This window comes from Actibacterium sp. D185-2 (assembly GCF_054954595.1).
Genome location: NZ_JBPWNX010000011.1, coordinates 81060 through 105436 on the forward strand (window position 1 = coordinate 81060; position 24377 = coordinate 105436).

24 protein-coding genes and 2 tRNA genes are annotated in these 24377 nt (G+C 61.3%); 18 read left to right on the forward strand and 8 right to left on the reverse strand.

All coding sequences use genetic code 11. From position 1 onward, the window contains the following. Window positions 1-4: 4 nt before the first annotated feature. The 4 genes from glpX to ACSR1C_RS15600 all read left to right on the forward strand — a co-directional run bounded on the left by glpX (window position 5) and on the right by ACSR1C_RS15600 (window position 3484). A complete protein-coding gene (gene glpX / locus ACSR1C_RS15585) occupies window positions 5-970 on the forward strand; it encodes a class II fructose-bisphosphatase (RefSeq protein WP_460260304.1) in 966 nt (321 codons plus the stop codon). Between the two features lie 3 nt (window positions 971-973). Further along, window positions 974-1528 (forward strand): cysteine hydrolase family protein, encoded by a 555-nt coding sequence (locus tag ACSR1C_RS15590; RefSeq protein WP_460260305.1) that lies wholly within the window; start codon window positions 974-976, stop codon window positions 1526-1528. Further along, window positions 1525-3267 carry a single-stranded-DNA-specific exonuclease RecJ gene (gene recJ, locus ACSR1C_RS15595; protein ID WP_460260306.1) on the forward strand — a complete coding sequence of 581 codons (1743 nt, stop codon included), beginning with the start codon at window positions 1525-1527 and terminating at the stop codon, window positions 3265-3267. The genes ACSR1C_RS15590 and recJ overlap by 4 nt, the downstream gene beginning before the upstream one ends. 142 nt (window positions 3268-3409) lie before the next feature. After that, window positions 3410-3484 (forward strand) — tRNA-Glu (locus ACSR1C_RS15600). A 317-nt stretch (window positions 3485-3801) separates the two neighbouring features. Here the strand turns inward: ACSR1C_RS15600 and ACSR1C_RS15605 are convergent. Beyond that, window positions 3802-3889: transfer RNA gene (locus ACSR1C_RS15605), tRNA-Ser, on the reverse strand. Window positions 3890-4155: 266 nt separating this feature from the next. Between ACSR1C_RS15605 and ACSR1C_RS15610 the strand changes: the two genes are divergently transcribed. From ACSR1C_RS15610 to ACSR1C_RS15640, 7 genes are read left to right on the forward strand one after another with little or no spacing between them, the layout of a single operon-like run. After that, entirely contained in the window at window positions 4156-5028 is an 873-nt protein-coding gene (locus ACSR1C_RS15610; protein WP_460260307.1) for an SPOR domain-containing protein, read from the forward strand. Window positions 5029-5056: 28 nt separating this feature from the next. Then, window positions 5057-6217 carry a D-alanyl-D-alanine carboxypeptidase family protein gene (locus ACSR1C_RS15615; RefSeq protein WP_460260328.1) on the forward strand — a complete coding sequence of 387 codons (1161 nt, stop codon included), beginning with the start codon at window positions 5057-5059 and terminating at the stop codon, window positions 6215-6217. A 2-nt stretch (window positions 6218-6219) separates the two neighbouring features. Further along, window positions 6220-6846 carry a dTMP kinase gene (tmk, locus tag ACSR1C_RS15620; protein WP_460260308.1) on the forward strand — a complete coding sequence of 209 codons (627 nt, stop codon included), beginning with the start codon at window positions 6220-6222 and terminating at the stop codon, window positions 6844-6846. Continuing rightward, window positions 6843-7979: a DNA polymerase III subunit delta' gene (locus tag ACSR1C_RS15625; RefSeq protein WP_460260309.1), complete on the forward strand. Its 1137-nt coding sequence runs from the start codon at window positions 6843-6845 to the stop codon at window positions 7977-7979. The genes tmk and ACSR1C_RS15625 overlap by 4 nt, the downstream gene beginning before the upstream one ends. Then, window positions 7976-8782: a TatD family hydrolase gene (locus ACSR1C_RS15630; RefSeq protein WP_460260310.1), complete on the forward strand. Its 807-nt coding sequence runs from the start codon at window positions 7976-7978 to the stop codon at window positions 8780-8782. Before ACSR1C_RS15625 ends, ACSR1C_RS15630 begins: the two co-directional genes overlap by 4 nt. After that, on the forward strand, window positions 8782-9579 hold the full coding sequence (locus ACSR1C_RS15635) for an MBL fold metallo-hydrolase (RefSeq protein ID WP_460260311.1): 798 nt from the start codon (window positions 8782-8784) through the stop codon (window positions 9577-9579). The genes ACSR1C_RS15630 and ACSR1C_RS15635 overlap by 1 nt, the downstream gene beginning before the upstream one ends. A 2-nt stretch (window positions 9580-9581) precedes the next feature. Further along, on the forward strand, window positions 9582-10511 hold the full coding sequence (locus ACSR1C_RS15640; RefSeq protein ID WP_460260312.1) for an AEC family transporter: 930 nt from the start codon (window positions 9582-9584) through the stop codon (window positions 10509-10511). Window positions 10512-10692: 181 nt separating this feature from the next. Here the strand turns inward: ACSR1C_RS15640 and ACSR1C_RS15645 are convergent, their stop codons facing one another. The 4 genes from ACSR1C_RS15645 to ACSR1C_RS15660 all read right to left on the reverse strand — a co-directional run bounded on the left by ACSR1C_RS15645 (window position 10693) and on the right by ACSR1C_RS15660 (window position 15230). Then, entirely contained in the window at window positions 10693-11544 is an 852-nt protein-coding gene (locus ACSR1C_RS15645) for an ABC transporter permease (protein WP_460260313.1), read from the reverse strand. A 10-nt stretch (window positions 11545-11554) separates the two neighbouring features. Next, window positions 11555-12826 (reverse strand): ABC transporter permease, encoded by a 1272-nt coding sequence (locus ACSR1C_RS15650; RefSeq protein WP_460260314.1) that lies wholly within the window; start codon window positions 12824-12826, stop codon window positions 11555-11557. A gap of 89 nt (window positions 12827-12915) precedes the next feature. After that, window positions 12916-14028: an extracellular solute-binding protein gene (locus tag ACSR1C_RS15655; protein ID WP_460260315.1), complete on the reverse strand. Its 1113-nt coding sequence runs from the start codon at window positions 14026-14028 to the stop codon at window positions 12916-12918. An 86-nt stretch (window positions 14029-14114) separates the two neighbouring features. Continuing rightward, on the reverse strand, window positions 14115-15230 hold the full coding sequence (locus ACSR1C_RS15660) for an ABC transporter ATP-binding protein (protein ID WP_460260316.1): 1116 nt from the start codon (window positions 15228-15230) through the stop codon (window positions 14115-14117). 568 nt (window positions 15231-15798) lie between these two features. On the opposite strand from ACSR1C_RS15660, the gene ACSR1C_RS15665 reads away from it, so the two are divergent. From ACSR1C_RS15665 to ACSR1C_RS15695, 7 genes are all read left to right on the forward strand, one after another. Then, complete coding sequence (locus ACSR1C_RS15665; RefSeq protein ID WP_460260317.1) at window positions 15799-16674, forward strand: SWIM zinc finger family protein; 876 nt, start codon at window positions 15799-15801, stop codon at window positions 16672-16674. Between the two features lie 4 nt (window positions 16675-16678). Further along, a complete protein-coding gene (locus tag ACSR1C_RS15670) occupies window positions 16679-17143 on the forward strand; it encodes a hypothetical protein (RefSeq protein WP_460260318.1) in 465 nt (154 codons plus the stop codon). Between the two features lie 83 nt (window positions 17144-17226). After that, window positions 17227-17556 (forward strand): hypothetical protein, encoded by a 330-nt coding sequence (locus tag ACSR1C_RS15675; protein WP_460260319.1) that lies wholly within the window; start codon window positions 17227-17229, stop codon window positions 17554-17556. An 8-nt stretch (window positions 17557-17564) separates the two neighbouring features. Further along, window positions 17565-18017, forward strand: coding sequence for a hypothetical protein (locus ACSR1C_RS15680; RefSeq protein ID WP_460260320.1), 453 nt, complete (start codon window positions 17565-17567; stop codon window positions 18015-18017). A gap of 19 nt (window positions 18018-18036) precedes the next feature. Then, complete coding sequence (locus ACSR1C_RS15685) at window positions 18037-18318, forward strand: hypothetical protein (RefSeq protein WP_460260321.1); 282 nt, start codon at window positions 18037-18039, stop codon at window positions 18316-18318. Next, window positions 18311-19102 carry a hypothetical protein gene (locus ACSR1C_RS15690; protein WP_460260322.1) on the forward strand — a complete coding sequence of 264 codons (792 nt, stop codon included), beginning with the start codon at window positions 18311-18313 and terminating at the stop codon, window positions 19100-19102. The genes ACSR1C_RS15685 and ACSR1C_RS15690 overlap by 8 nt, the downstream gene beginning before the upstream one ends. Window positions 19103-19136: 34 nt before the next feature. Beyond that, complete coding sequence (locus ACSR1C_RS15695) at window positions 19137-19388, forward strand: hypothetical protein (RefSeq protein ID WP_460260323.1); 252 nt, start codon at window positions 19137-19139, stop codon at window positions 19386-19388. Window positions 19389-20257: 869 nt separating this feature from the next. On the opposite strand, the gene ACSR1C_RS15700 is transcribed toward ACSR1C_RS15695, so the two are convergent. The 3 genes from ACSR1C_RS15700 to ACSR1C_RS15710 form a co-directional block, all read right to left on the reverse strand. Further along, on the reverse strand, window positions 20258-20836 hold the full coding sequence (locus ACSR1C_RS15700) for a recombinase family protein (RefSeq protein ID WP_460260324.1): 579 nt from the start codon (window positions 20834-20836) through the stop codon (window positions 20258-20260). A 570-nt stretch (window positions 20837-21406) separates the two neighbouring features. After that, the gene (locus tag ACSR1C_RS15705; RefSeq protein WP_460260325.1) at window positions 21407-21820 is read right to left on the reverse strand and encodes a hypothetical protein; all 414 of its coding nucleotides are present in this window, start codon (window positions 21818-21820) and stop codon (window positions 21407-21409) included. A gap of 414 nt (window positions 21821-22234) precedes the next feature. Then, entirely contained in the window at window positions 22235-24148 is a 1914-nt protein-coding gene (locus tag ACSR1C_RS15710; protein ID WP_460260326.1) for a DUF5906 domain-containing protein, read from the reverse strand. Window positions 24149-24377 lie beyond the last annotated feature (229 nt).

Sequence of the window (24377 nt, forward strand, 5' to 3'; positions counted from 1 at the left end):
TGTCATGTCTCACCCCGTCGACTTCAATGACCGCATGCTCTCTCTCGGCCTGGCCCGCGTGTCGGAGGCCGCGGCGATGGCCTCGGCCGACTGGGTCGGCCATGGCGATGAAAAGGCTGCCGATCAGGCCGCAGTGAACGCGATGCGCGAGCAGCTCAACAAGCTGGACATCAAGGGTGTCGTCGTCATCGGCGAAGGCGAGCGCGACGAGGCCCCGATGCTGTATATCGGCGAAGAGGTCGGCAATGGCGACGGCCCGGCGGTGGATATCGCGCTCGATCCGCTCGAAGGTACCACCCTGACCGCCAAGGACATGCCCAACGCCCTGACCGTGATCGCCATGGCGCCGCGCGGCACCCTGCTGCACGCGCCCGACGTCTATATGGACAAGCTGGCGATCGGGCCGGGCTATCCCAAGGATGTGGTCAGCCTTGACATGTCCCCGACCGAGCGGGTCCATGCCCTGGCCGAGGCCAAGGGCTGTGCCCACAAGGACATCACCCTGTGCGTGCTGGAACGCCCGCGCCACGAGGCGATGATCGCCGAGTTGCGCGAAAGCGGCTGCGCGATCCGGCTGATCACCGATGGTGACGTGGCCGGGGTGATCCATTGCGCCGAGGCCGAAATCACCGGCATCGACATGTATATGGGATCCGGCGGTGCGCCCGAGGGCGTTCTGGCGGCCTCGGCCCTGAAATGCATGGGCGGGCAGATGTGGGGCCGGCTGCTGTTCCGGAACGATGACGAACGCGGCCGCGCCACCAAGGCGGGCATTACCGATCTGGACCGGATCTATGCGCGCGACGATCTGGTGACCCAGGACGTGATCTTTGCCGCCACCGGCGTCACCGACGGGTCGGTCGTGAAAGGCATCAAGCGCGAGCCCGGCTATCTGACCACCGAAACGATCCTGATGCGTTCGAAAACCGGATCGGTGCGGCACATGATTTATCGCAACCCGACCAAGTAAACCGTGGTCGCCGCGCTGATCCTGATCGACATCCAGACGGGCTTTGACGCGCCCGTCTGGGGCGCGCGTAACAACCCCGATGCCGAAACGCGCGCGGCGGCGCTGCTGCACCGCTGGCGCGACACCGGCGCGCCGGTCTTTCACATCCGCCATGTTTCGACCACACCGGGCAGCCCGCTTGGGGCGGCATCCGGCGGTACCGTGTTCAAGCCCGAGGTTACCCCGCGGCCCGGCGAGCCGGTGATCGAGAAATCCGTGAACGCGGCCTTCATCGGCACCGATCTGGAGGCGCGGCTTCGATCCGCCGGGATCCGCGACCTGGTGATTTGCGGGCTGACCACGCCGCACTGCGTCTCGACCACCGCGCGGATGGCCGCCAATCTGGGCTTTGGCGTCACCCTGGCCCATGACGCCTGCGCCGCGTTTGAAACCAATGCCGACACCAGCTGGGGCCCCTGTCCGCCCCTGTCGCCCGAGGAAATTCACCGCACGGCCCTGTCTCATCTGCACGGGGAGTTTGCAACCGTCCGCGCGGTCGGCGATATACTCGCGGAATGAATGATTTCCTGAATGTCTCTGCCTCGCTGACCGGCCGGCGCTGGATCGGCTCATCCGGTGCCGACGACCGGCTGGCCGAAGCGATGGAACAGGCCACCCGCCTGCCCGCCCCGGTCTGCCGGGTGCTGGCGCGGCGCGGCGTGACGCCGGATCAGGCCGAGGCGTTTCTGGCCCCCGCCCTGCGCGATCTGCTGCCCGACCCTTTGTCGTTGCGCGACATGGGGCTGGCGGCCGAACGCTTTCTGCACGCGGTCAAGCGGCGCGAACGGATCGCGGTCTTTGCCGATTATGACGTGGATGGCGGCGCCTCGGCCGCGCTGCTGCTGACCTGGCTGCGGCAGATGGGCCATGACGCCACGCTGTATATCCCCGACCGGATCGACGAAGGCTACGGCCCCAACGTGCCCGCGATGCAGGCGCTGGCGCGCGATCACGACCTGATCATCTGCGTCGATTGCGGCACCCTGAGTCATGATCCGATCGCGGCGGCCACGGGCGCGGATGTGGTGGTGCTGGATCATCACCTGGGCGGCGAGGTGCTGCCGCCCGCGCTGGCCGTGGTCAACCCCAACCGGCAGGACGAAAGCGGCGATCTGGGCCATCTGTGCGCGGCGGGTGTCGTGTTCCTGATGCTGGTCGAGGCCGGGCGGCAGATGCGCGGCGCGGGCCAGAAAGGCCCCGACCTGATCGGATTTCTGGATCTGGTGGCGCTGGCCACCGTGGCCGATGTGGCACCGCTGATCGGGGTCAACCGGGCACTGGTGCGGCAAGGGCTGACGGTGATGGCCCGGCGCCACCGTCCCGGCCTTGTGGCGCTGGCGGATGTGGCGCGGATGGACACTGCGCCCACGCCCTATCATCTGGGCTTTCTGCTGGGGCCGCGGGTGAATGCGGGCGGGCGGATCGGACAGGCAGATCTGGGCGCGCGCCTGCTGGCCACCGACAACCCGGCCGAGGCCGCCGCGATGGCCGAGCGGCTGGACCAGCTCAATACAGAGCGGCGCGAGATCGAGGCCGCCGTGCGCGACGCCGCATTGGCGCAGGCCGAAGAGCGCGGGCTGGACGGGCCGCTGGTCTGGGCCGCCGGCGAAGGCTGGCACCCTGGCGTGGTCGGCATCGTCGCCAGCCGCCTGAAAGAGGCCACCAACCGCCCGGCGGTGGTGATCGGACTGGATGGCGACGAGGGCAAGGGCTCGGGCCGCTCGATCTCTGGCGTCGATCTGGGCGCGTCGATCCAACGGCTGGCCACCGAGGGGCTGCTGTTGAAAGGCGGCGGACACCGCATGGCCGCCGGACTGACCGTGGCGCGCGACCAGCTTGAACCGGCGATGGCCCGGCTGGCCGAGTTGCTGGACAAACAGGGCGCGGGCGCCGCCGGCCCCGCCGATCTGCGGCTCGACGGGCTGCTGATGTCCGGCGCGGCGACGGTCGATCTGATCGAACGGATCGAGGCTGCCGGCCCCTTCGGCGCGGGCGCCCCCGCCCCGCGCTTTGCCTTTCCAGACATGCAGATCACCTTTGCCAAACGGGTGGGCAGCAGCCACCTCAAGATCAGCTTCGGCGACGGGTTGGGCCCGAAGATCGACGCGATCGCCTTCGGCGCCTTCGACACCCCCCTGGGCCCCGCGCTGGAGGACCATGGCGGCGCGCGTTTCCACCTGGCCGGGCGGCTGGAGATCAACAGCTGGCGCGGGCGCCAGCGGGTGCAGTTGCGGCTGGAAGACGCGGCGCGCGCCTGACCGGCCCCGACCGGGCCGAAAACCGGGATGGAGCCCTGCGGCTGGGGCGCATTCGGCCACCGGGAACTTTCCACAGGTTTTTCGAAAAACCCCCTTGCGCAGCCTGCGCCTTTTCCCTAATTACCGCGTCACGCCACGGTATGGCCCGTTCGTCTATCGGTTAGGACGCCAGGTTTTCAACCTGGAAAGAGGGGTTCGATTCCCCTACGGGCTGCCACTTTTTGTTTTGTAAGTCTTTTATTCTGCTGCAAAACTTCCAAGCGTCAAAATCCTACTACAAAACTGCTATAGTAAAAAATCAGACTCTTTTGGCCTGCCCCTCTGGGGCTGCGAAGGCGGCTGCGGGCGTGTCATGGGCCACCAGCAAGGGCAGATAACCGTACCGCTCCGAATGCCGGACAGAGCCTCGCGCCGTTTCAGGCGATTATTTCGCTTGTCGCTTAAAGTTTCCAGGCGCGAACACGCCCGGCCAGGCGCGGGAACCGGGACACGATGCGCGGCGTATAAAGTACTTAAAATCAATACGCTATGTGGTGGCGGATGAGGTGGGATTCGAACCCACGGAACCTTTCGGTTCGCTGGTTTTCAAGACCAGTGCCTTAAACCACTCGGCCACTCATCCGCATCAGTTTTCAAGACCGCCGCATGCGACCACTCTGCCCGCTTCCGACGGCTTCCCCGCTTAGCCCGGCGCGCGCGATTCTGAAACCCCCGCATACAGGCCGATTTCTGCCGTACTGCCCCGGCGCGGCCTTTCCATGCGGGGCCGCCATGGCTATCATGGCGCCGGGCGCGACGACAGAGCAGCGCGTTCAACGGGGGAAGATGCGGCAACACTGCCGCAGGCACGCGTGGCGGGACAGTCTGCGCGGCGAAGGGGGCAACGGGATGGTAAGAAACGGTATTGGGCGAGGCGCATTTGCCTTATGTGCGGCGCTCGCGCTTGCGGCGTGCGAGGAAGGCTCTGAATTCAAGCTGTTCGCGCCGAAAGACAGCGCCGCGGCCGCAAGCGGCGATGCCACCACCACGCGGCTGGTGGAACGCGATGTCGAAGCGCCCGATGTGTTTCAGGCCAGCGAAGACGGGCTTTGGGACGGGCGGCCGTCGCTGGGCGGTGTCTGGGTCGCCTATCCCGATGTCGAGGACCCCGAGCGGGTGATCATCCGCAACGAGACCAACGGAAAGTTCGTGATCGGCGCCCTGTTCAACCGCGAACGCGACAACCCCGGCCCGAAACTGCAGGTTTCATCCGACGCGGCCTCGGCCCTTGGCCTGCTGGCCGGCCAGCCGACCCGGCTGAACGTAACCGCGCTGCGCAAGCAGGAAGTCCCGGTCGTCCCGCCCGTGTCCGACGAAACCGTCGGGGCACAGGCCGAAGACAAGATAGAAACCGAAACCCTTGCGCCGCTCGCCGCGGCTGCCGCCGCGATCGACAAGGCCGAGGGCAAGACCGCCGCCGCCCCGACCGGCGCCACCACCCCGGCCGCCACGCCCCCTGCCCCCGCCGCCAAGCCGCAGGCCAGTTCGCTGGACAAACCCTTTATCCAGATCGGTATTTTCAGCATTGAGGCCAACGCCAACCGCACCGCCACGGCGCTGCGCGGTGGCGGTATCGTGCCGACGGTTCTGAAACAGGAAAGCAGCGGCAAGACCTTCTGGCGCGTCGTTGTCGGCCCCGCCGGGTCGAGTTCCGAACGGGCGACCCTTCTCAAGAAAGTGAAGGGGCTGGGCTATTCCGACGCCTATTATGTGACAAACTGAGGACATCGTGCCCCACATGACCGGACCCATGCGACTGATCCACCTGACCCTTCTGGCCCTGGCCGCCGCGCTGGCGCTGGCCGGGCCCGCCCGCGCGACGTTCGAAACCCGCGCCACCGCCGCCTATGTGCTGGACCAGACCACCGGCACCGTGCTGCTGAGCAAGAACGCGGATGTGGCGCTGCCGCCGGCGTCGATGTCCAAACTGATGACGCTGAACATGCTGTTCGAGGCGCTGCGCGACGGGCGGGTGACGATGGATACCCAGTTCACCGTCTCGGCCAAGGCGATGGCGATGGGCGGCTCGACCATGTTTCTGAACGATCGCGACCGGCCCCGGGTCGAGGATCTGATCCAGGGCATCATCGTGCAATCGGGCAATGACGCCTGTGTCGTGGTGGCCGAAGGGCTGGCCGGCACCGAAGAGGCATTTGCCCAACTGATGACCAAACGCGCCCGCACATTGGGAATGGAGAATTCGAGTTTCGCCAATGCTTCGGGCTGGCCGCATCCGGGACAGCGGATGAGCATGAAGGATCTGGCGATCCTGGCCAATCACCTGATCACCGAATTCCCCGAATATTACGGCTATTTCGGCGAGCCCGAATATGATTTCGACGGCCGCGCGCCGCAAAATCGGTTCAATCGCAACCCGCTGCTGAAGCTGGGCATCGGCGCCGACGGGATGAAAACCGGCCATACCGCGGAAGCGGGCTATGGCCTGGTCGGGTCCGCGCTGCAGGGCAGGCGCCGGGTGATCGTGGTGGTGTCGGGGCTGAGTTCCGAGACCGAGCGCGCCGAAGAGGGCGAGCGCCTGATCAACTGGGCCTTCCGTCAGTTCGTGCAGAAAACCGTGGTGGCCAAAGGTACGCAACTGGCCGAGGCCGAGGTCTGGCTGGGCGCCGGCCGCCATGTCGGGCTGATCGCGCCCGATGATATCACGCTGCTGGTGCCCGCGATCCTGACCGGCGAGATCGAGGCCGAAATCAGCTATGACACCCCAATCCGAGCCCCGGTCGCCGAGGGCCAGAAGATCGGCGAGCTGATCGTGCAACTGCCCGACATGGATGCGGTCCGGGTGCCGCTGGTGGCGGACCGGGCGGTGGCCAAGGGCGGCTTCCTGCCGCGTCTGCGCACCGCCGCGCAGGTCCTGATGCGCAAACTGACCGCAGAGGCGCAAGGCCTCTGAGCATGGCGGGCAGCGGGGTTTTCATCACCTTCGAGGGCATCGACGGGTCGGGCAAATCCACCCAGGCCCGGCGTCTGGCCGAGCATCTGCGCGGACAAGGCCGCGCGGTGGTGCTGACGCGCGAGCCCGGCGGCAGCCCGGGGGCCGAGGAAATCCGTCGTCTGGTGCTGGAAGGCGACCCCGACCGCTGGTCGGCGGAAACCGAGATATTGCTGTTCACCGCCGCGCGCCGCGACCATCTGGAAAAGACGATCGAACCGGCGCTGGCGGCGGGCAAGGTGGTGATCTGCGACCGGTTCGCCGATTCCACCCGGGTCTATCAGGGCATCACCCGCGGCGATCTGCGCGGCATGGTCGACCGGCTGCACACACTGATGATCGGGCGCGAACCGGACCTGACCTTCGTCATCGACATGGACCCGGCCACCGGGCTGTCGCGCGCCAAGGGCCGGCAGGGCACCGAGGAACGGTTCGAGGATTTCGGCGAAGCGATGCAGCAGCAGATGCGCACGGGTTTTCTGGATTTGGCCACCGAGTTTTCCGCACGCTGCGTGGTGATCGACGGAAACCACGCGATGGACGCGGTGGCGGATGACGTCGCCGCCCAGGCCGAACGGCGCCTGCCATGAGCGACGACACCCCCGAACCCGACCGCGTAGAGGGCGCGCCGCATCCGCGCGAAACCGCCGTCCTGCTGGGGCAGGACACGGCCCAGGCCGGGTTCCTGGAGGCCTTCAATACCGGGCGGATGCACCATGGCTGGCTGATCACCGGACCGCGCGGCGTGGGCAAGGCGACGCTGGCCTGGCGGCTGGCGCGGTTCCTGCTGGCCACCCCCATGGCGCAAGAGGACGGCCTGTTCGGCGCACCGCCCCCGCCCGCAACCCTCGATATCGGCGCCGATCATCCGGTCGCCCACCGCATGGCCGCACTGTCCGAGCCGGGGCTGTTCCTGCTGCGCCGCGCCTGGGACGACAAGAAAAAGGCCCTCAAGACCGTCATCACCGTCGATGAGGTGCGCAGGCTCAAGGGGTTCTTCGCGCTGTCCGCCACCGATGGCGGGCGCCGCGTGGTCATCGTCGACGCCGCCGACGAGATGAACCCGAACGCCGCCAACGCGCTGCTGAAACTTCTCGAAGAACCGCCGGAAAACACCACCCTGCTGCTGATCTCGCATCAGCCCTCGCGTCTGCTGCCGACGATCCGCTCGCGCTGCCGCGAATTGCGGCTGGGCACACTGCCCCCCGATGCCATGGCCCAGGCCCTGCGCGCCGCAGGCGCCGACGTGACCGATGCCACCGCTCTGGCCGCGCTGTCGGGCGGATCGGTGGGCGAGGCGATCCGCCTGACCAATCTGGGCGGCCTGCCGCTTTATGCCGAACTGGTCGGCCTCTTCGCCACCCTGCCCCGGCTCGACCGGCCCCGCGCCCTGAAACTGGCCGACAGCGTCACCGGCAAGGGCGCCGCATCGCGCTATGACCTGCTGCTGCGGCTGTTCGATCTGTTCCTGTCGCGGCTGGCCCGCAGCGGCGTGATGGGGCCGCCCGCGCCCGAGGCCGCGCCGGGCGAAGCCGCGCTGATGGCCCGGCTATGCCCCGATACCTATGCCGCGCGCATCTGGGCCGAAACCGCCGAAACCCTGGGCGCCCGTGCCCGCCATGGCCGCGCGGTGAACCTTGACCCGGCTTCGCTCATACTGGATACCATTCTCAGAATTGACGAGACGGCGGCCTCCCTGACCGCCCGACAGGCACATACATGACCAGAACCCCAGAGATCACCGACAGCCACTGCCACCTCGACTTCCCCGATTTCGCCGACGAGTTGCCGCAGGTCATCGACCGCGCGCAGGCGGCGGGCGTCACCCGGATGGTCACGATCTGCACCAAGCTGCGCGCCGAGCCGCAAATCCGCGCCATAGCCGAGGCCTACGCCCCGGTCTTCTATGCCGCCGGCACCCACCCGATGAGCGCCGCCGAAGAACCGATGGCCACGGTCGATCAGCTGGTGGCACTGGCGCAGCATCCCAAATTCGTCGGCCTTGGCGAAACCGGGCTGGATTACCACTATTCCGCCGACAGCGCGGATGTACAAAAGCAAAGCCTGCTGGTGCATATCGAGGCCGCGCGCCGGACCGGCCTGCCGCTGATCATCCACGCCCGCGCCGCCGACAGGGACATGGCCCGTATCCTGACCGACGAACACCGCGCCGGTGCCTATTCATGCGTCATGCATTGCTTTTCCTCCAGCGCCGAACTGGCGCAGGCGGCGCTGGATCTGGGCTTTTACCTGTCGATGTCGGGCATCGCGGCCTTCCCGAAATCCGATGCGCTGCGCGATATCTTCGCCGCCGCCCCGCTGTCGCGCATCCTGGTGGAAACCGACGCACCCTATCTGGCGCCGCCGCCGCATCGGGGCAAGCGTAACGAGCCCGCCTATACCCGCCACACCGCCCATGTGGGCGCGCATCTCTTCGACATGGAATATGCCGATTTCGCGGCCCAGACCCAGACCAATTTCGAGCGCCTGTTCCAAAAGGCCGCCGCGTGGGAGGCCGCCGCCTGATGGCCCGGATGCACTTCACCATCCTGGGCTGCGGTTCGTCGGGCGGGGTGCCGCGGCTGGGCGATCTGTGGGGTGCCTGCGATCCGGAAGAGCCGAAAAACCAACGCCTGCGCTGCTCGCTTCTGGTCGAGCGTGAGGACGAGAATGGCGTAACCCGCGTCCTGATCGACACCACGCCCGATCTGCGCACCCAGCTTCTGGGCGCCGGCGTGGGCGAGTTGGACGCGGTGGTCTATACCCATTCCCACGCCGACCACATGCACGGCATCGACGATCTGCGCCAGATCGTGTTCAACACCAAGAAACGCCTGCCGGTCTGGGCCGACGGCCCGACGCAGGAAGCACTGCATTCCCGCTTCGGCTATGCCTTCGCCCAACCCGAAGGCTCGCCCTATCCGCCGATCCTGGATATGTACACGATCAAGGGCGACGTGGTGATCAGCGGCGCGGGCGGCACGATCCGGCTGACACCGTTCAAGGTCAATCACGGCGCGATCGACGCGCTGGGGTTCCGGATACGCGACCTGGCCTATCTGCCCGACGTGGCCGAAATGTACGAGGACAGCTGGCCGGTTCTGGAAGGGCTGGATACGCTGATCCTGGACGCGCTGCGCCGCACGCCGCATCCCACCCACCTGCACCTGTCAAAGGCACTGGACTGGATCGAACGTCTGGCACCGCGCCGGGCGGTGCTGACCAACATGCATATCGATCTGGATTACGCGACCGTGGCCGCCGAAACCCCCGATCATGTGACCCCGGCCCATGACGGGCTGACGCTAAGCTACGACCTGTAGCCATGGCCGCGCTGATCGAGGTCATCCTGCCGGTCTTTCTGGTCCTCGGTTTCGGTTATGCAGCGGTCTGGCGCGGGCTGATCTCGAATGCGGGCGTGGACGGGTTGATGACCTTCACCCAGAAATTCGCGATCCCCTGCATGTTGTTCGGTGCGATCTCGAAACTCGACCTGGGGCAGAATTTCGACCTGCGCCTGCTGATCAGCTTCTACGCCGGCGCCACGGCGGGCTTTGCCGCCGGCCTGTTCGGCGCGCGCTATCTGTTCGGCCGCTCGTGGCAGGACAGCGTGGTCATCGGCTTTGTCGGCCTGTTTTCCAACTCGCTTCTGCTGGGCCTGCCGATCACCGAACGCGCCTATGGCCCGGACGCGCTGCAACCGAACTACGCTATCATCGCAATCCATTCGCCGTTCTGCTATGGGCTTGGCATCACGGTGATGGAGGTGGTGCGCAATCAGGGCCAGGGAACGGCCCGCACCGCGCTGCGGATCCTCAAGGCGATGTTTTCCAACGCGCTGGTGATCGGCATTTCGCTGGGCTTCATCGTCAACCTCAGCGGCCTGACCCTGCCCGGCGTGCTGACCGATGCCGTCGATCTGATGATCCGCGCCGCCCTGCCCGCAGCCCTGTTCGGCCTGGGCGGCGTGCTCTACTGGTACCGCCCCGAAGGCGACCTGAAGACTGTCACCTATATTGTCGCGGTCTCGCTGATCGTGCACCCGGCGGTGGTCTGGCTGATGGGCAGTGTGCTGTCGCTGTCGAGCGGACAATTCCGGTCCGCCGTGCTGACCTCTGCAATGGCGCCGGGGGTCAACACCTATGTCTTCGCCAACATGTACAACGCGGCCAAACGCGTGGCGGCCTCGGCGGTGCTGGCCGGCACGCTGGGCTCGATCCTGACGGTCTGGATCTGGCTCGCCCTTCTGGGCTGAAATGCGGCCCGTTCCGGGCCATTCCTTTTGATATGCGCCCTTGCGGGCGCGGCCTCCGGCGGGAGTATTTTGGTCAAGAAGAAGCTGCTTCTTCTCGGTTCAAATACTCAGACCTGAGCCGCCCAACGGCGGCGAGGCAAAAGCCATGGCGCGGCACGCGCCCCGATTTTATACGCGGCGCTCAGCCCGGGCTCATCCCGCGCAGCTTTTCCGAACGGCGGCGCAGCACCTCGACCAGGGTCAGCAGCGCGATCGAGATCACCACCAGGATCGTGGCCACCGCCAGGATCGTCGGGCTGATCTGCTCGCGCAATCCGGTGAACATCTGCCACGGCAGCGTTTTCTGCCCGGCCGAGCCGACGAACAGTACAACCACCACCTCGTCGAACGAGGTGATGAAGGCAAAGAGCCCGCCCGAGATCACACCGGGCAGGATCAGCGGCATCTGCACCTTGAAGAAGGTCCGCACCGGCGAGGCGCCCATATTCGCCGCAGCACGGGTCAGCGACTGGTCGAACCCCACCAGGGTGGCGGTCACGGTGATGATGACAAAGGGGATGCCAAGCGCCGCATGCGCCAGCACCACGCCCAGGTAGGTACCCTGCAGCCCGATGCGTGAATAGAAGAAATACATCCCCGCCGCCGAGATGATCAGCGGCACGATCATCGGCGAGATCAGGATCGCCATGATGGTGCGGCGGAACGGCACATGGCTCTGGCTCAGGCCCACGGCCGCCAACGTGCCCAGACTGACCGACAGGATCGTCGCCATCGGTGCAATCCTGACCGAATTGCGCAACGCCTGTTGCCAGTCGGGATTGGTGAAGAAATCCTGATAATGCTTCAGCGAATAGCCTTCGGCCTTCAGCGCCAGCATCTCGGGCGTGAAGGTGAAGAAATCCTGCGCGTTGAAGCTGAGCGGGATGATCACCACGATCGGCGCGATCAGGAAGAAGAAGATCAGCCCGCAAATGATCTTGAAGCTGTAATGCCAGATCCGCTGGCCGGTGGTGGCATAAGGGGGCAGTTCCATGTCTCTCTCCTTATCCCAGGCTCACATTGTCGATTCCGACGATCTGGTCGTAGACCCAGTAGAGCCCCAGCACGATGACCAGAAGGATCGTGCCAAGCGCCGCGCCAAGGCCCCAGTTGCCCGAGCGCGAGATATGATAGGCGATCCGGTTGGAAATGAACGTGCCATCGGTGCCGCCGACCAGTTCGGGGGTGATGTAATAGCCGATGGACAGGATGAACACGAGGATGCACCCCGCGCCGATCCCCGGCACCGATTGCGGGAAATAGACCCGCCAGAACGCGGTCCAGTTGGTGGCCCCCAGCGATTTCGCGGCCCGGACATAGGTGGGCGGGACCGTCTTCATCACCGAATAAAGCGGCAGGATCATGAAGGGCAGCAGGATATGGGTCATCGCCACGATCGTGCCGAACTGATTGTTGATCATCACCAGGCGATTGCCATCGGCCACCAGCCCCAGCCAGACCAGAATGTCGTTGATCACGCCTTGCTGCTGCAGCAGCACCTTCCACGAAGAGGTCCGCACCAGAAGCGAGGTCCAGAACGGCAGCAGCACAAGGATCATCAGCAGGTTCGAACTGCGCAGCGGCAGATTGGCCAGCAGGAACGCCACCGGATACCCCAGCAGCACACAGCTGCCCATGATCATCAGGCTCATGAACAAGGTGCGTTTGAAGAGCAGCACATAGACACGCAGGTTTTCATCCACCCGTTGCACCCCGTCGGGGCCAAGTTCCAGATCGACGGCGTTCAGGAAATAGCCCGGCGTGTATTTTGTCGAATAGGTCTGAATGGTCTGCCACAAGGCGACATCGCCCCAATCTTTGTCGACATCCAGGAATTTTTCCTTGAACGGCGCATCCGCGGCCAGATCCCATTTCTTGATCTGACGGCCGCTTTTCCGGAACAACGACGACACGCCAGTCTGCTGATAGTTCAGCCGGATGCCGACCTTGGTGTGTTCCTTGTTCTCGACGGCGATCTTCATATCCTGGGCCAGCGCGGCAAAGACCGGCTCGCCCGGCGCTTCGCCGGATTTCGGATCCCAGTCGTGCAGCTCGGCCACGGTGCGCGGCAGAATTTCCGACACGATCTGATTCTCGACCGAGCGGAACAGCATATCCACGATCGGCGCGATGAAGGTGACCAGCACGAAGATCAGCAGCGGCGCGATCAGCGCCAGCGCCCGGAGCTTCTGTGCCCGCAGCGCCCGTTGCAGGCTGCGTTTCAGCGGCTGGCCGTCAGCGGCCAGAACCGGGCCGGTTTCCGTCGTATCGCTCATCCCATTCCCCGCGCCATGTCTTCGTTTCCCGTTTGTCGGGTTGGCAGAGGGCCGCATCGGCCCCCTGCCCTGTCGTTCAGATCAGGCGATCACTGCGCCAGCCAGGCCTGGAACTTGGCGTCCAGATCGTCCCGGTAATCCGCCCACCATTCGTAGTTGTAGAGGAAGGTGTTCTTGGCGTTGGCCGGATCGGTCGGCATATGCGGGCCCATCTCGATGCCCAGTTCGGCATGTTTGCCGACCAGCGGCGCCGAAGAGGCACGGGCCGGACCGTAGGAGATGTACTTGGCCTGATCGGCCAGGCGCTGGGTGTCGGTCGCGAATTTCACGAAATCCAGCGTCCGGGCCAGGCGATCCTCGGGCAGACCGGCGGGAATGATCCAACCGTCAAGGTCGAACACCTGCGCGTCCCACAGCATGGCAACCGGCTGCTTCTGCTCTTCGATCAGCGCGAACAGGCGACCGTTATAGGTAGAGCCCATCACGACCTCGCCATCAGCCAGAAGCTGCGGCGTGTCGGCACCGGCGGACCACCAGATCACGTCATCCTTGATGGTGTCGAGCTTGGCAAAGGCCTGCGCCTGGCCTTCGTCGGTTTCCAGCACGTCATAGAGATCTGCCTTGGCGACGCCATCGCACAGCAGGGCCCATTCCAGGTTGTTGATCGGGCGCTTTTCCAGCGACCGCTTGCCGGGATAGGCTTCGGTGTCGAAAACGGCGCAGACATCGGTCGGGGGCGTGTCGCCCACCAGATCGGTGCGATAGCCGAAGGTGGTCGAATAGACGATCTGCGGGATGAAGCAATCCGACACCAGCAGGTCGCCGAAATCATCCGCCGCCGAGGTGCCGTCGGGCGCGGCCGCCAGCATGGTTTCGGAATCGATTTCCATCGCCAGACCTTCGTCGCACAGGCGGATCGCATCGGACGCCACCACATCGACCAGATCCCAGGTGATGTTGCCGGCCTCGTTCATCGCGCGCAGCTTGGCTACGGCCTCGGCCGAGGATTCGTCCCAGATCGCTTCGACTTCGGGGTGCATTTCGATATAGGGCTCGACATAGGCCTTCTGCTGCGATGTCTGATAGGCACCGCCCCAGGAAACCAGCGTCATCTTTTCGGCCATCGCGCCATGCGAGGCGGCAAAAGCTGCGGCAGCGCCCATCACGGCGCCCCCCGACAGCAGGATTGTCTTGAGTTTCATGCGATATCTCTCCTTGTTTATCGCCCGTTTGATTTGTGCGCCCCCGTCCTCGGGCAGAACAAAGGGCCAGCAGGCGCGCGGCCGCCTTAGGCGTCCAGCGCGCGGCAGTCCTCCGGCATCCAGCCGATCTCGATCACTTCGCCGGGTTTCAGACGGCGCTGATCGGGGGCGTTTCGGGTCTTGATCACGAAATTCTCATTGCCCGCCACCCGCAGACGGGTGCGGAAAATGTCGCCCATATAGATGAATTCCAGCACTTCGGCCTTCAGCGTATGCGCATCGGCATGCAGACGGTCCTTGTTGTATTCCACCCGCTCGGGACGGATCGACACCTTGGTGCGCTCGCCCGCCTGGCTGACATTGACCGGCATCGCGTCGACCAGCCCGCCATCGTCGAGTTGAACAATCGCAGTGCCGTTCTTAATTTCCTTGACCACACCTTCCAGCGTGTTGTTCTCGCCGATGAATTGGGCCACGAAGCTGTTTTGCGGGGCCTCGTACAATTCGTCGGGCGGGGCCAGCTGTTGAATCCGGCCATCCTCGAACACCGCAACACGGTCGGACATGGTCAACGCTTCGGTCTGATCATGGGTCACATAGACCACGGTGATGCCCAGACTGTCGGCGATATGCTTGATTTCGAACTGCATGTGCTCGCGCAACTGTTTGTCGAGCGCGCCAAGCGGTTCGTCCATCAGCACCAGCTCGGGCTCGAACACCAGTGCGCGCGACAGCGCGATCCGCTGCTGCTGCCCGCCCGACAATTGCGAAGGCCGCCGGCCGCCGAAATCGCCCATCTGCACCATGTCCAGCGCGCGCTTGACCTTGGCCTCGCGCTCGGACTTGCCGATTTTGCGCACTTCCAGCGGGAAGGCCAGGTTTTCGGCCACGGTCATATGGGGGAACAAGGCGTAGTTCTGGAACACCATCCCGATCCCGCGCTTGTGCGGTGGGATGTTGTTGATCGGTTTCCCATCCAGCAGGATGTCGCCATGGGTGGCGGTCTCGAACCCGGCCAGCATCATCAGGCAGGTGGTCTTGCCCGACCCCGACGGTCCGAGCATGGTCAGAAACTCGCCCTTTCCGATCGAGAGGTTGAGGTCCTTCACGACAAGCGTTTCGCCGTCGTAACTCTTTTGCACGCGGTCAAAGACCACAAATCCGTTGTCAGACGCGGCGGTCAAAAAATACTCCCCTGTCATTTGTCACGCCCCGAGGAACGTGGATTTCATCGGATTCTTTGTCCGTTGCGCAAACGGTAACACTCTCTCATCGAGTTGCAACTTACATCTTCAAATGCCGTTGCAGCCCTCATAAGACCAATCGTTTTCTTTTATTTTCAAACGTTTGTGCCCCCGCTTTGCGAGGACGACCCTAGAATTGCGCGAACAGGTTTCCACCCCTCGCAAACGAATAGGGGACGGAAAACGCCCAAATTGGTGTCAATGATGCGAATTTAAGCGCCCATGCTCAAAGCCCACGCAGGCCGCAACAAGCCGCCTGTTGTATATGACAAATAAACCGGGGAAATCGGGGCGGCCAGCGCGCGCCCGAAAGGCAAGTTTTTGGTGCGGTCGAGAAGACTCGATTTTCGATTACTTCCACCGTACAATTTTTTATTCAATGTTTCCAAAGACTTGCTCGATCTAAAAAATCACGAAACCGAGATTTGTGCAAAGCGTGTGCAAGGATTGTGCAAAGAATCACGCCCCTGACGGGGCACACCTAACGGTCGGTTCTCACCGACAGGTGAGCGTGAGCCGTTCCTGTGTGACCCGCTTAACCGGACTGCTTATTAATCCACGTCTGCGCGTCAGCTTCGGTCTTGAACGCCCGGTCAGCGTTCCGGTGCTCGCGCTCTTCGCCGTCCACGTCGAAGACTTCCCAGACCTCGTAGAAGACGGACTCGGCGCGCCTGACGGCGTGAGCCGTCCCCTTCACTGCGCTCTTTTCTATGCGGAAATGCGCTGGCAAACCGAAACCGTATCCGCCAAGATACCATTCAAGGTTGTGCGGAGGTTGTACATGTTGAAATTCGAGGTGCAAGGCAGCGGCAAGAAGCCATACACGGTGACGGCTGAGGGCGAAGGCGCGAATTTCCGCATCTTCTGTAGCTGCCCGGCTGGTCGGAAGGGTGGAATGTTCTGCAAGCACGCGGCGGCGTTGCTGGTGGGCGACGTGACCAAGCTGGTAGGCGGTGGCGACGTGCTTGAGCTTGCACGCATGGCTGAGGGTAGCCCACTGGTAGCCAAGGCGCTCGCACACCGGCCCGCGTCCAAGGTGGATGAATACCCGCACATTCGTACGCTTCAAGACGTGGTGTCCGAGTTTGGCGACAAGATCGCGGCCAAGGAATACGATGCCGAGATTGACCGCGACCCCGGCGAGTTGCCGCACAGATTACCCCGCGATGAACTGCGCCTATTCGCGTATTTCAAGAACGGCAACCGCCGAAAGACCCCATCGCACGTCATCTACCATGAGCCGCTAGGCGGCGACGCGGTATGGGAGTTCGAAGAGGGGATGGGTGAGCCTACCTACACCAACGTCAAAGAGCGCGCGCGGCCTTGGGGGTATGACGGCAAGACGTATTCCACGCTGTCACGGGTAATTCCCGGTTTTCTCAAAGGCGCGAAGCTGGGGTGAGCTGATGACCACAAAACTCGAAATCAAGGGCCTTCTTTTTGACGCCTACGGCGGTTTTGCTGACAAGCGATACAAGAAGCTCGAAAACGACGCCCCGTTCATTGTGGATGACCGTGGGCGTGGCGATTACGATGCACGCGGGCAGTTGTTCCTGTGGTTCTGCCAGATGTTCGCCTTCGTCGAGGAAGCGGACTTGGTTCGTTTGAGCTTGATCGGAGGCGTGCCGCAGAGCGACGCGGTTTCGCAGTGGTATGCCGAACACGGGGGCGAAGAACAGGTATCCAGCTTCAACTACACTGTTGAAATCGACGTGACGCCCGACAATCTTGATGATCTGCCGGACCTTGCCAACCGCTTCGCTGCCATCATCAAGCGTCGATACGGTGTGCCCGCCTACAAATACGTGGTGCCGCGCACTTGCGACTCCCTGATGCGGTTCCATGGGGTGCTGTCGAAGGCTTGGAGGTGATCCGGTCCATTTGGGCTGGATTGCACGGAATGATTCACGCTACGGTGGTGTAAAATACCGAATGTTGTTTGTGAGGCAGAAGATTGAACAGAGCATTTTTCACCACGTCATTTCTATTTGTCTGCCTTGCAATACCGGCGCAGGCTCAGACCATTCCCCGTTACAATGTCGAAGGCTACTGCCAGCAGGTCGCGGATGTTAGCGGCGGGTCCGCGATGATATTCAACGGTTGCATGGATATGGAGCAACAGGCTTACAACGTCCTGAAACCCGTGTGGGCGCAACTGCCCGGCAATTCGCGCAATTACTGTGATGAAGTCGCGCGGGTTAGCGGTGGGTCCTACAGTATCCTTCAAGGCTGCATCGAAATGGAAACCGATGCGGCAAGCTCGCCCCGTTCTTTTGACTATTGAGAATAGCCATGAAAACAGTTCCTATGATCCTTGCCGCTACAATCGGCGCTATTCTTTCCGCTCCTGCGCATGCCGATTTCATTGATACCAGATGGTCGGTTGTCGGTTTCACAGGCGAAGCGTGGTTCATCAACCCGCAAAGCGTCATCGGTCAGTCTCAGACCTTCAATCGTGGATATGCGGAAGGCGCGTTCTATAACTGCGACCATGCCGGGCAATCCTCGACATATACCCGGTATGACAATGACGCCTTTTTTGCCAACCCCGAGTTCGAATTGTTCTTGCCGCTTCGCGAGGAAATGACGCTTAGCAGCGAAGCACTATTTGTTCATCGGATTACTTGCGAGGGCGGCGGCAACCCGGCCAATCGGCGTGTGATGTATCCATTCGTTACAAATGAGGCGCGGAAATCAGCGTGGTATCTTTTCGAGGGCGGAGTGTTCACGCTTTACAACCCATAAGTACAAAGGAATTTCGAAGGTGAAGGCGTTTCTGAAAGGGTTGGGCATTGTAGTTGCCCTGATAATAACGGGCATGATCCTTGCGACGGTCGCGCCGCAAGTTGGTGTTTGGGTAGGGCTGGCGTTTCTTGTGGTGCCGTTGGTGGCAGTGTTCAAACCGTTGCCGCAACTTTATCTAGGGAACCGTGCGTTCAGTGCATCCGTCGCGTTCTTCGTCGGGCTTATCCGTCGCGTTCTTCGTCGGGCTTATGACCACGGCAGCATCTTTCGGCCTCATATCGGACACGCAGCGTTTGGCTGATCTTCGCGAGACAGACCCCACCGCCTATTTGGCTTCGATAGAGACTCGCGACCAAGTGAAATGGCTTTCAGAATTGAAAGAACTCGCCCCAGAACGCTACGCCGCAGAAGCCGCCAAGATCGCAGAGGCCGAAGCAACAAGGAAGGCTGAGGCAGACGCGGCAGAGGCCGCGCAAAAAGCTGAGGCAGAAGCCGCTGCGGCTGCCCGCGCGGCAGAAGCTGCGACAGAACGCCAAGCCGAACAAGAGGCAAAGCTTACCGAGTATATTGAGCAACTGGACCGGGAAATCGCATCTATCCCCGGCATTCAAGCATCAAAATACACAGAGGACGTGTCCAGCATCAATATAGGCTTGTTACTAATTGGCACGTGGGCGTTGCTTTATGAGGAAGGCGACAAGCTGGACCTGAACGAAGAGGCCCGGCAGAAGCGTCAGCAATTCCGGCGGCTCTTGGTAAGCAAACAATCACAGATGTTACCTGCGATGCGCGACGCATACGGCCCGGCGATGCGCCAGCAACTGTGGGAGGCGGACGGCAGCGCCCGGACTATCGGCGCGGGGTATCGGACTGTTGAATTCGTATCCGCCGCATTCGCACGGAATGCCAACATCAAACAGATTCACACCGAAATTCGCGAAAACCTGATGATGCTGAGATTCACCCGCGCGCAATACAAGTGGATCAAGCAGGCGTCAGAATTTAGTTACTACACGCTGGAAGTGCCGAAGGACTCTGACATTGTGAAATGGGAAAGCGGCGGGCGGTTCCGTGTCTTAGAGTGAATCGGTTTACGCGATTTTTTTTGGAGGATTTTCAATGTTCATTTTGGTTATGATTGGATGGGTGGCTATTGCGGCGGGCGGTCTCGCTGCGTGGGCCGGTTTCAACACCGGAGAAATGATTTGGGCGGCTATGGGTCTGTCCAGCGCCATTTCCGGCGTTCTGTTTCTTGCTCTTGATCGCGGCCTAACACTCCTGTCTGAAATCCGGGATGCACTGGCGGTACCTCAGCCCCGCAAGCCAGCTAGGGCGACATCATTTGACGACGCCATGCTTGACGACGACTGACAGGGCAGTTGCGTTAATCGCGCAACGATCCATAGGACTGCCGGAAATCAGTTGTTCTTGTTCCGGCGAATACGGGCAGCCGTAGCCCGGTCCAGTGAACGTGTTGCCACTTGCATCAAGACCTTATCGTCACAGTCGCGCGCAACGTCTGCGATTGCCTGCCGTAGCGCTTGAAGCTCAGCGTGCATTTTGTTCAGCTTGTCTTTCGTTGATTGGTCGATTGCAGGGCTTTTGAAATGTTGGTCTGGCATGATGTTCCAGCGGTTTTGTGAGGGAGGATATTCCGTCAATCATACCATGCGCCGGGGGCGGGCCGAAGGGGTTGCGGTCGCCGTCAACAGGCCCAAAAACTCGGTGTGTAACAATCGCGGAAAATTTGGATTCTACAAAATGCAGATTTAGGGAATGGGTCCCTTTGGCGAACGCGCGGCGGGTCCCGTGCGATTTGTTCGCGCGAGTTCCATTGTTCACCCGCTGTAACATTTGCCTACCACTGCCGCGCGCCTACTGGGCGCGGCGGGGGCGGCCACCCGCCGGGTGGCTATGGAGCCCCGTCGAAGCGTTCTCAGAGCCTTCAAGCACTTCCACGACACTTGACCGCGTGTGACGGGACAGTCGCTCAGCGGAGCGCTGACGCGCTCTACTATCACGACACGCGGTGCGCGGCTCAGGCGGAATTCTTAATCCAACAAACCACCAACCAACCACGCGCTACGCGCGCCAGCACCAGTCCACCACCCGCCCACATCAATAACCCAACACCCTGCCAGAACGCAGACAATGCACGCTGGTGGGGTTGTCGGGTTGATTGCTTGGTAGGATGAGACGGGCGCGCGTAGCGCGGTGGGTGCTATGGTGGTGAGGTTGTGTCAGGCCTCAGACCTCGCGTCAGCGAGGATGCGATAGACTGACGATCTAGCGATACCTAGCTCTTTGGCAATAGCCGTAGGCGTCTTTCCTTTGTCGCGCAGGGCAGTGATACGCTTTCCGTCGATAGTCGCTGGACGGCCCTTGAACGGGCTGTCAGCGCCTTTCGCAAGCGCAGCGTCAATACCTTCGCGCTGACGCGCTTGACGTATCTCTGTCTCAAACGTCGAAATGGCGGAAAGCATGGAAAAGAAGAGACGCCCTTCGGGAGTCGTCGTGTCGATATTCTGTTCCAGTACGCGCAGGCCAACGCCTTTTTCTTGAAGTACATGGGCGATGTTATGCAGGTCCCTTGTGGACCTCGCGAGGCGGTCCAAGCGAACGCATACGACTGTATCGCCTTTGCGGATGCCACGGGCCAGCATGTCTTCCAGAGCCGTTCTGCCGTTCCGTGACGTGCCGGATACCTGTTCCGCATAAAGGTGCTCTTCTTTTACACCTGAGCGCGTCAGCGCTTCGATTTGAACGTCCAGCGGCTGTGAGCGGCTACTGGTCCTTGCGTATCCGATAAGTTCGCCCATTCGAGCCTCCATTGTCCGATTTGACTGTCTCATAAAGATATAATGTCCGAAAAATGATTCGGCAAGTCTAATAGGACAGATTTAGGGCAGATTCATTGCCCTGTTTGAGTATACTTAAATCGGACGTGTTTGCGTCGGTGATCTGTGGAAATCCTTTCTGTATGGCGTGAGACACGCGTCAGCGTGTGGCGATTGCTGACCTCTTGTCAGACGCCAGTCCGCGTATGCCGGTTACCGGGTCGGCGTGTCGCGCGACGTCCGTTCCAGAAAACCAAAGTCGGGTCGTGTCAGAACGAGAATGGGCAAGAGTCAGTTCAAAAAATCGCGAATCCGTCATGAGTCATAAAGTTGTGCAAAACTCGTTCGCAGAAAAATTTTATTGCTCGACGCGTCAGCGCCGGGCGATGGGTGGATTCTATCAGCCTTGTCAGAGCGGGCATTGAGAGCGGCGGTGGACGCGAAAGCCAACTATGGTTGGCGTTCGCGACATTGTGTGTAGCATTACTCAAGCGCTTTGCCTTTTGCCGGTGCCTGTTACCTGTGTGCGGTCGTGTTAACGCACCGCCGAGCTTAATTGCGTGGCGGAAGGTCAAGCGCTACCGAACAACCTGACATATCAAAAATGAGCCTAGCAAGGTTCCATGTCGGCTCTGCCGGGGTCGCCTCTAAGAGGTCCAACGATTGATTGTCCAAGCTCATCTGGAACGCTTGGAAGCCAACATACGCTCCATAGCCGTTCTTCAAGTTCACGTAGCCACAAACGTGAGATGCACCGTCGCCTTCGTGGTTAAAAGCCAGACTGTGGAACTGCGCTGAAATTGGGTCTCTCGCGCCAATTTCGGAGAGTGCGATGCGAATATCGCCAAGGATGTTCGAGGGAAGGCCTTGTTCGCTGCCGTCCAAGGTCTGAGCGCTGGACACGGAAGTAATGAGAGGTTGCAGGGCAAGGGCCACTATGGCGATAAGGTAATTGGGTTTGGTCATCAAAACTGCTTTCAGAAAAACGAGTTACGTATTGCGTACCGTGGAACATGGGCGGTGTTTCGGCAAGCCCCGCTAACGCGGGCCAGTATCCGCGTCGTCAGCGACAGGGAGCGACGGGAGGGGCAGACCCGCCGAATCTCCAAAACCCACGAATTGCTTTTCATCCGTGGGTCCGACCCACACTCAGAATCCCCTTATTTTATTGACGTTTCCTCTGCCTGAACCCACCAAACCCACCAAACCCACAAAAATATGGGTTCAGAAAAACACACACCCGCTCTCCATACGTGGCGAAGTGAGAAACGGCGGCGGGTTTCGTGGGTTCGTAGGTCCATTGCGCGTAAAGCCTTATAATTATTATGGAAAGTCGGACCCACGGAATCTGGGCACCCGTGGGTCCGACCCAGCTTGGAATTACTGGTAGGTTGCTTTCAGGCTTTTCCGCAGTTCGTCCAGCGGCGGGAACTCGACGTAGCGGTCTTTCTTGCCGCTTTTGAACTCGTGCTTGTTGTCGTGCCATGCATCCACGCCCAGCACTTGTTCAATGGCCTTGCGGGCAGCTTTCCGCGCTCCGCCGTGTTGGGCCTTGCCTTGCACGACATGTGCCAAATCAGCCCGACGCACGCGGGTTGGTTCTGTGTCGCTCAAATCAACGTTAATGCCGTCACGGTCTGTAAAGAAACCGTCTTCGATGATCTGCAAGAGCGCTGCCTTTTGTGCTGAGGCGCTATGTGATGCTTGTTCGGCACGTGCTGCCGTCCACGGCGCTGAGCGCAGATCATCAAACGACATATCAACCTTTGCAGGGTCCCACGTCATGAACTCATGAACCATGGCTTCCAGCCCGCCATTGTGCATTTGCGCGTCAATCAGCGCAAAGTACGCGCCGTTTTGCTTTTTTGCGTTGCCAGCACGAAGAACCATGAACCGCCGCGCATCTGCGTTGTCATCGGTAGGGATAGCCCAATCGTTGTTGGTGACAAACGCAGTGCGGATCAAGTTGCGCCGCTCCGCTGCGTCCACGCCCTTACGTTCGACGGTGTATGTTTCGCTCGTGATGAAGTCTTTAAGCACGCTGGCGGCTTCCTTGTCGCCAGACCAAAATGCCTCTTCAGCAACCACCAGAAGTTTGGAGTCGAGGTGGCTATTGAAGTTCCCCACAAGGTGCTTCTTGCTGGCGACTTTGGTTGCATAATCACCCAACCCAAGGCGATACCAGTCGAAGAATTTCGACTTGCCTACACCTTGTTCACCCAGAATAGCGATTGAGCTTCCCTTTTTGTCGCCGGGGTTCTGGAAGAGGTCGGCATGCCACGTCATGAAGTAATTGAACAGGTATTCGTCCTCGTCCGGCGTAGCGCCGTTCCCGGCGATAAGGTTGTCCCGAATGTGGGCGCGCAACAGCGACCAATCGCCGGGAACCGGTTCAATCGGGAACCCGTTGAAGGTGTTATACTTGTGAGAGTCCGCCCTTGCCGGATCGGGTTCAAATTGCGTGCCAGCATAGGTGACGCGCATGTCATCTTCGAAAAACTCTTTCGCTGGATTGATTACCCCCGGTTTGTCGGTGTCCTTGCGGTCATATTGAACACGCGCATTGCGATAGAATTTATCAAGTGCAGTGTCGTCCCAGATTTCTGGCAAGCGCCCGCGCTTGGGGTGGATGAACAGCTTGCCCTTTCCGCCGTCCGCGATCACGTGCGAAACGCGAGAGCGCAGACTGCGGCGGATTTGCTGACGAACTTCCGGGACCTTTTTGCGCTTGCACCATCCATCGGTGACAAGCCCATCTTCCCAAAGCGGTGCACTAAGAGGAACCGGGTCACCGCAATTCGCAACGGATTGACCCGAAAGGTCTTCGTCCGGCAGCGGAATATTCCACTCGTCGTCAGTCAGAACGTCTTCAGGGAACCATCCCTGATCGACCATTTCTTTGACGAAGTGCAGCTTGTCCCGCTTGTTACAGGCGTCGTGACGGCACGAAATAGACCAATACCCGTATTCATTTTCGTCCGGGTTCATCACATAGCAACCGCCATCGCCGGTTGAATGCTCATGAGCAAATGGACAGACGATGTTGCTTGTTCCCGCCTTGGAGCCTGCGTCTGTCACCTTGTCGTCGCAAAAGGTCTCGATCACATCCGTTGCCAACCAGCGCTCTTTGTGCTTGGTGTGCCAACGATTGAGGTTACCCCCACTATTGGTTTCAAACTGATCCCGCCGGCCTTCACCAGTGTCTCCGCCTACGGCGGCGAATGGATCATCTTTCAAGCCGCGCTCTTTGACATACTTGGTCTTTGAAAATGGTTCGATCTCTTCGAAGCGCAACGGACGGCCTTGGACAATGGCGCAATACCAGTCTTTAGCGTCCGCAGGATGGCGAGGAACGAAGAAAAGACGATTCACATCGCAGGACGTGGCATCGAAATTGATACCAAGGGAGTGTCATGAACTCTGTGTATCTGGTTTGGCCCATGCGGGTTTCAGATACGGTCACGCGTTGAAGCGCTCATCGAACATGATAGCGAACTGATTGCGGGCGGCAAACCATTCCCGG

Bases quoted from the DNA above. Each gene is read 5' to 3' on its own strand.
- glpX (WP_460260304.1), top strand. From the start codon at position 5: ATGTCTCACCCCGTCGACTTCAATGACCGCATGCTCTCTCTCGGCCTG.
- recJ (WP_460260306.1), top strand. From the start codon at position 1,525: ATGAATGATTTCCTGAATGTCTCTGCCTCGCTGACCGGCCGGCGCTGG.
- ACSR1C_RS15610 (WP_460260307.1), top strand. From the start codon at position 4,156: ATGGTAAGAAACGGTATTGGGCGAGGCGCATTTGCCTTATGTGCGGCG.
- ACSR1C_RS15615 (WP_460260328.1), top strand. From the start codon at position 5,057: ATGCGACTGATCCACCTGACCCTTCTGGCCCTGGCCGCCGCGCTGGCG.
- tmk (WP_460260308.1), top strand. From the start codon at position 6,220: ATGGCGGGCAGCGGGGTTTTCATCACCTTCGAGGGCATCGACGGGTCG.
- ACSR1C_RS15625 (WP_460260309.1), top strand. From the start codon at position 6,843: ATGAGCGACGACACCCCCGAACCCGACCGCGTAGAGGGCGCGCCGCAT.
- ACSR1C_RS15630 (WP_460260310.1), top strand. From the start codon at position 7,976: ATGACCAGAACCCCAGAGATCACCGACAGCCACTGCCACCTCGACTTC.
- ACSR1C_RS15635 (WP_460260311.1), top strand. From the start codon at position 8,782: ATGGCCCGGATGCACTTCACCATCCTGGGCTGCGGTTCGTCGGGCGGG.
- ACSR1C_RS15640 (WP_460260312.1), top strand. From the start codon at position 9,582: ATGGCCGCGCTGATCGAGGTCATCCTGCCGGTCTTTCTGGTCCTCGGT.
- ACSR1C_RS15645 (WP_460260313.1), bottom strand. From the start codon at position 11,544: ATGGAACTGCCCCCTTATGCCACCACCGGCCAGCGGATCTGGCATTAC.
- ACSR1C_RS15650 (WP_460260314.1), bottom strand. From the start codon at position 12,826: ATGAGCGATACGACGGAAACCGGCCCGGTTCTGGCCGCTGACGGCCAG.
- ACSR1C_RS15655 (WP_460260315.1), bottom strand. From the start codon at position 14,028: ATGAAACTCAAGACAATCCTGCTGTCGGGGGGCGCCGTGATGGGCGCT.
- ACSR1C_RS15660 (WP_460260316.1), bottom strand. From the start codon at position 15,230: ATGACAGGGGAGTATTTTTTGACCGCCGCGTCTGACAACGGATTTGTG.
- ACSR1C_RS15670 (WP_460260318.1), top strand. From the start codon at position 16,679: ATGACCACAAAACTCGAAATCAAGGGCCTTCTTTTTGACGCCTACGGC.
- ACSR1C_RS15680 (WP_460260320.1), top strand. From the start codon at position 17,565: ATGAAAACAGTTCCTATGATCCTTGCCGCTACAATCGGCGCTATTCTT.
- ACSR1C_RS15695 (WP_460260323.1), top strand. From the start codon at position 19,137: ATGTTCATTTTGGTTATGATTGGATGGGTGGCTATTGCGGCGGGCGGT.
- ACSR1C_RS15700 (WP_460260324.1), bottom strand. From the start codon at position 20,836: ATGGGCGAACTTATCGGATACGCAAGGACCAGTAGCCGCTCACAGCCG.
- ACSR1C_RS15705 (WP_460260325.1), bottom strand. From the start codon at position 21,820: ATGACCAAACCCAATTACCTTATCGCCATAGTGGCCCTTGCCCTGCAA.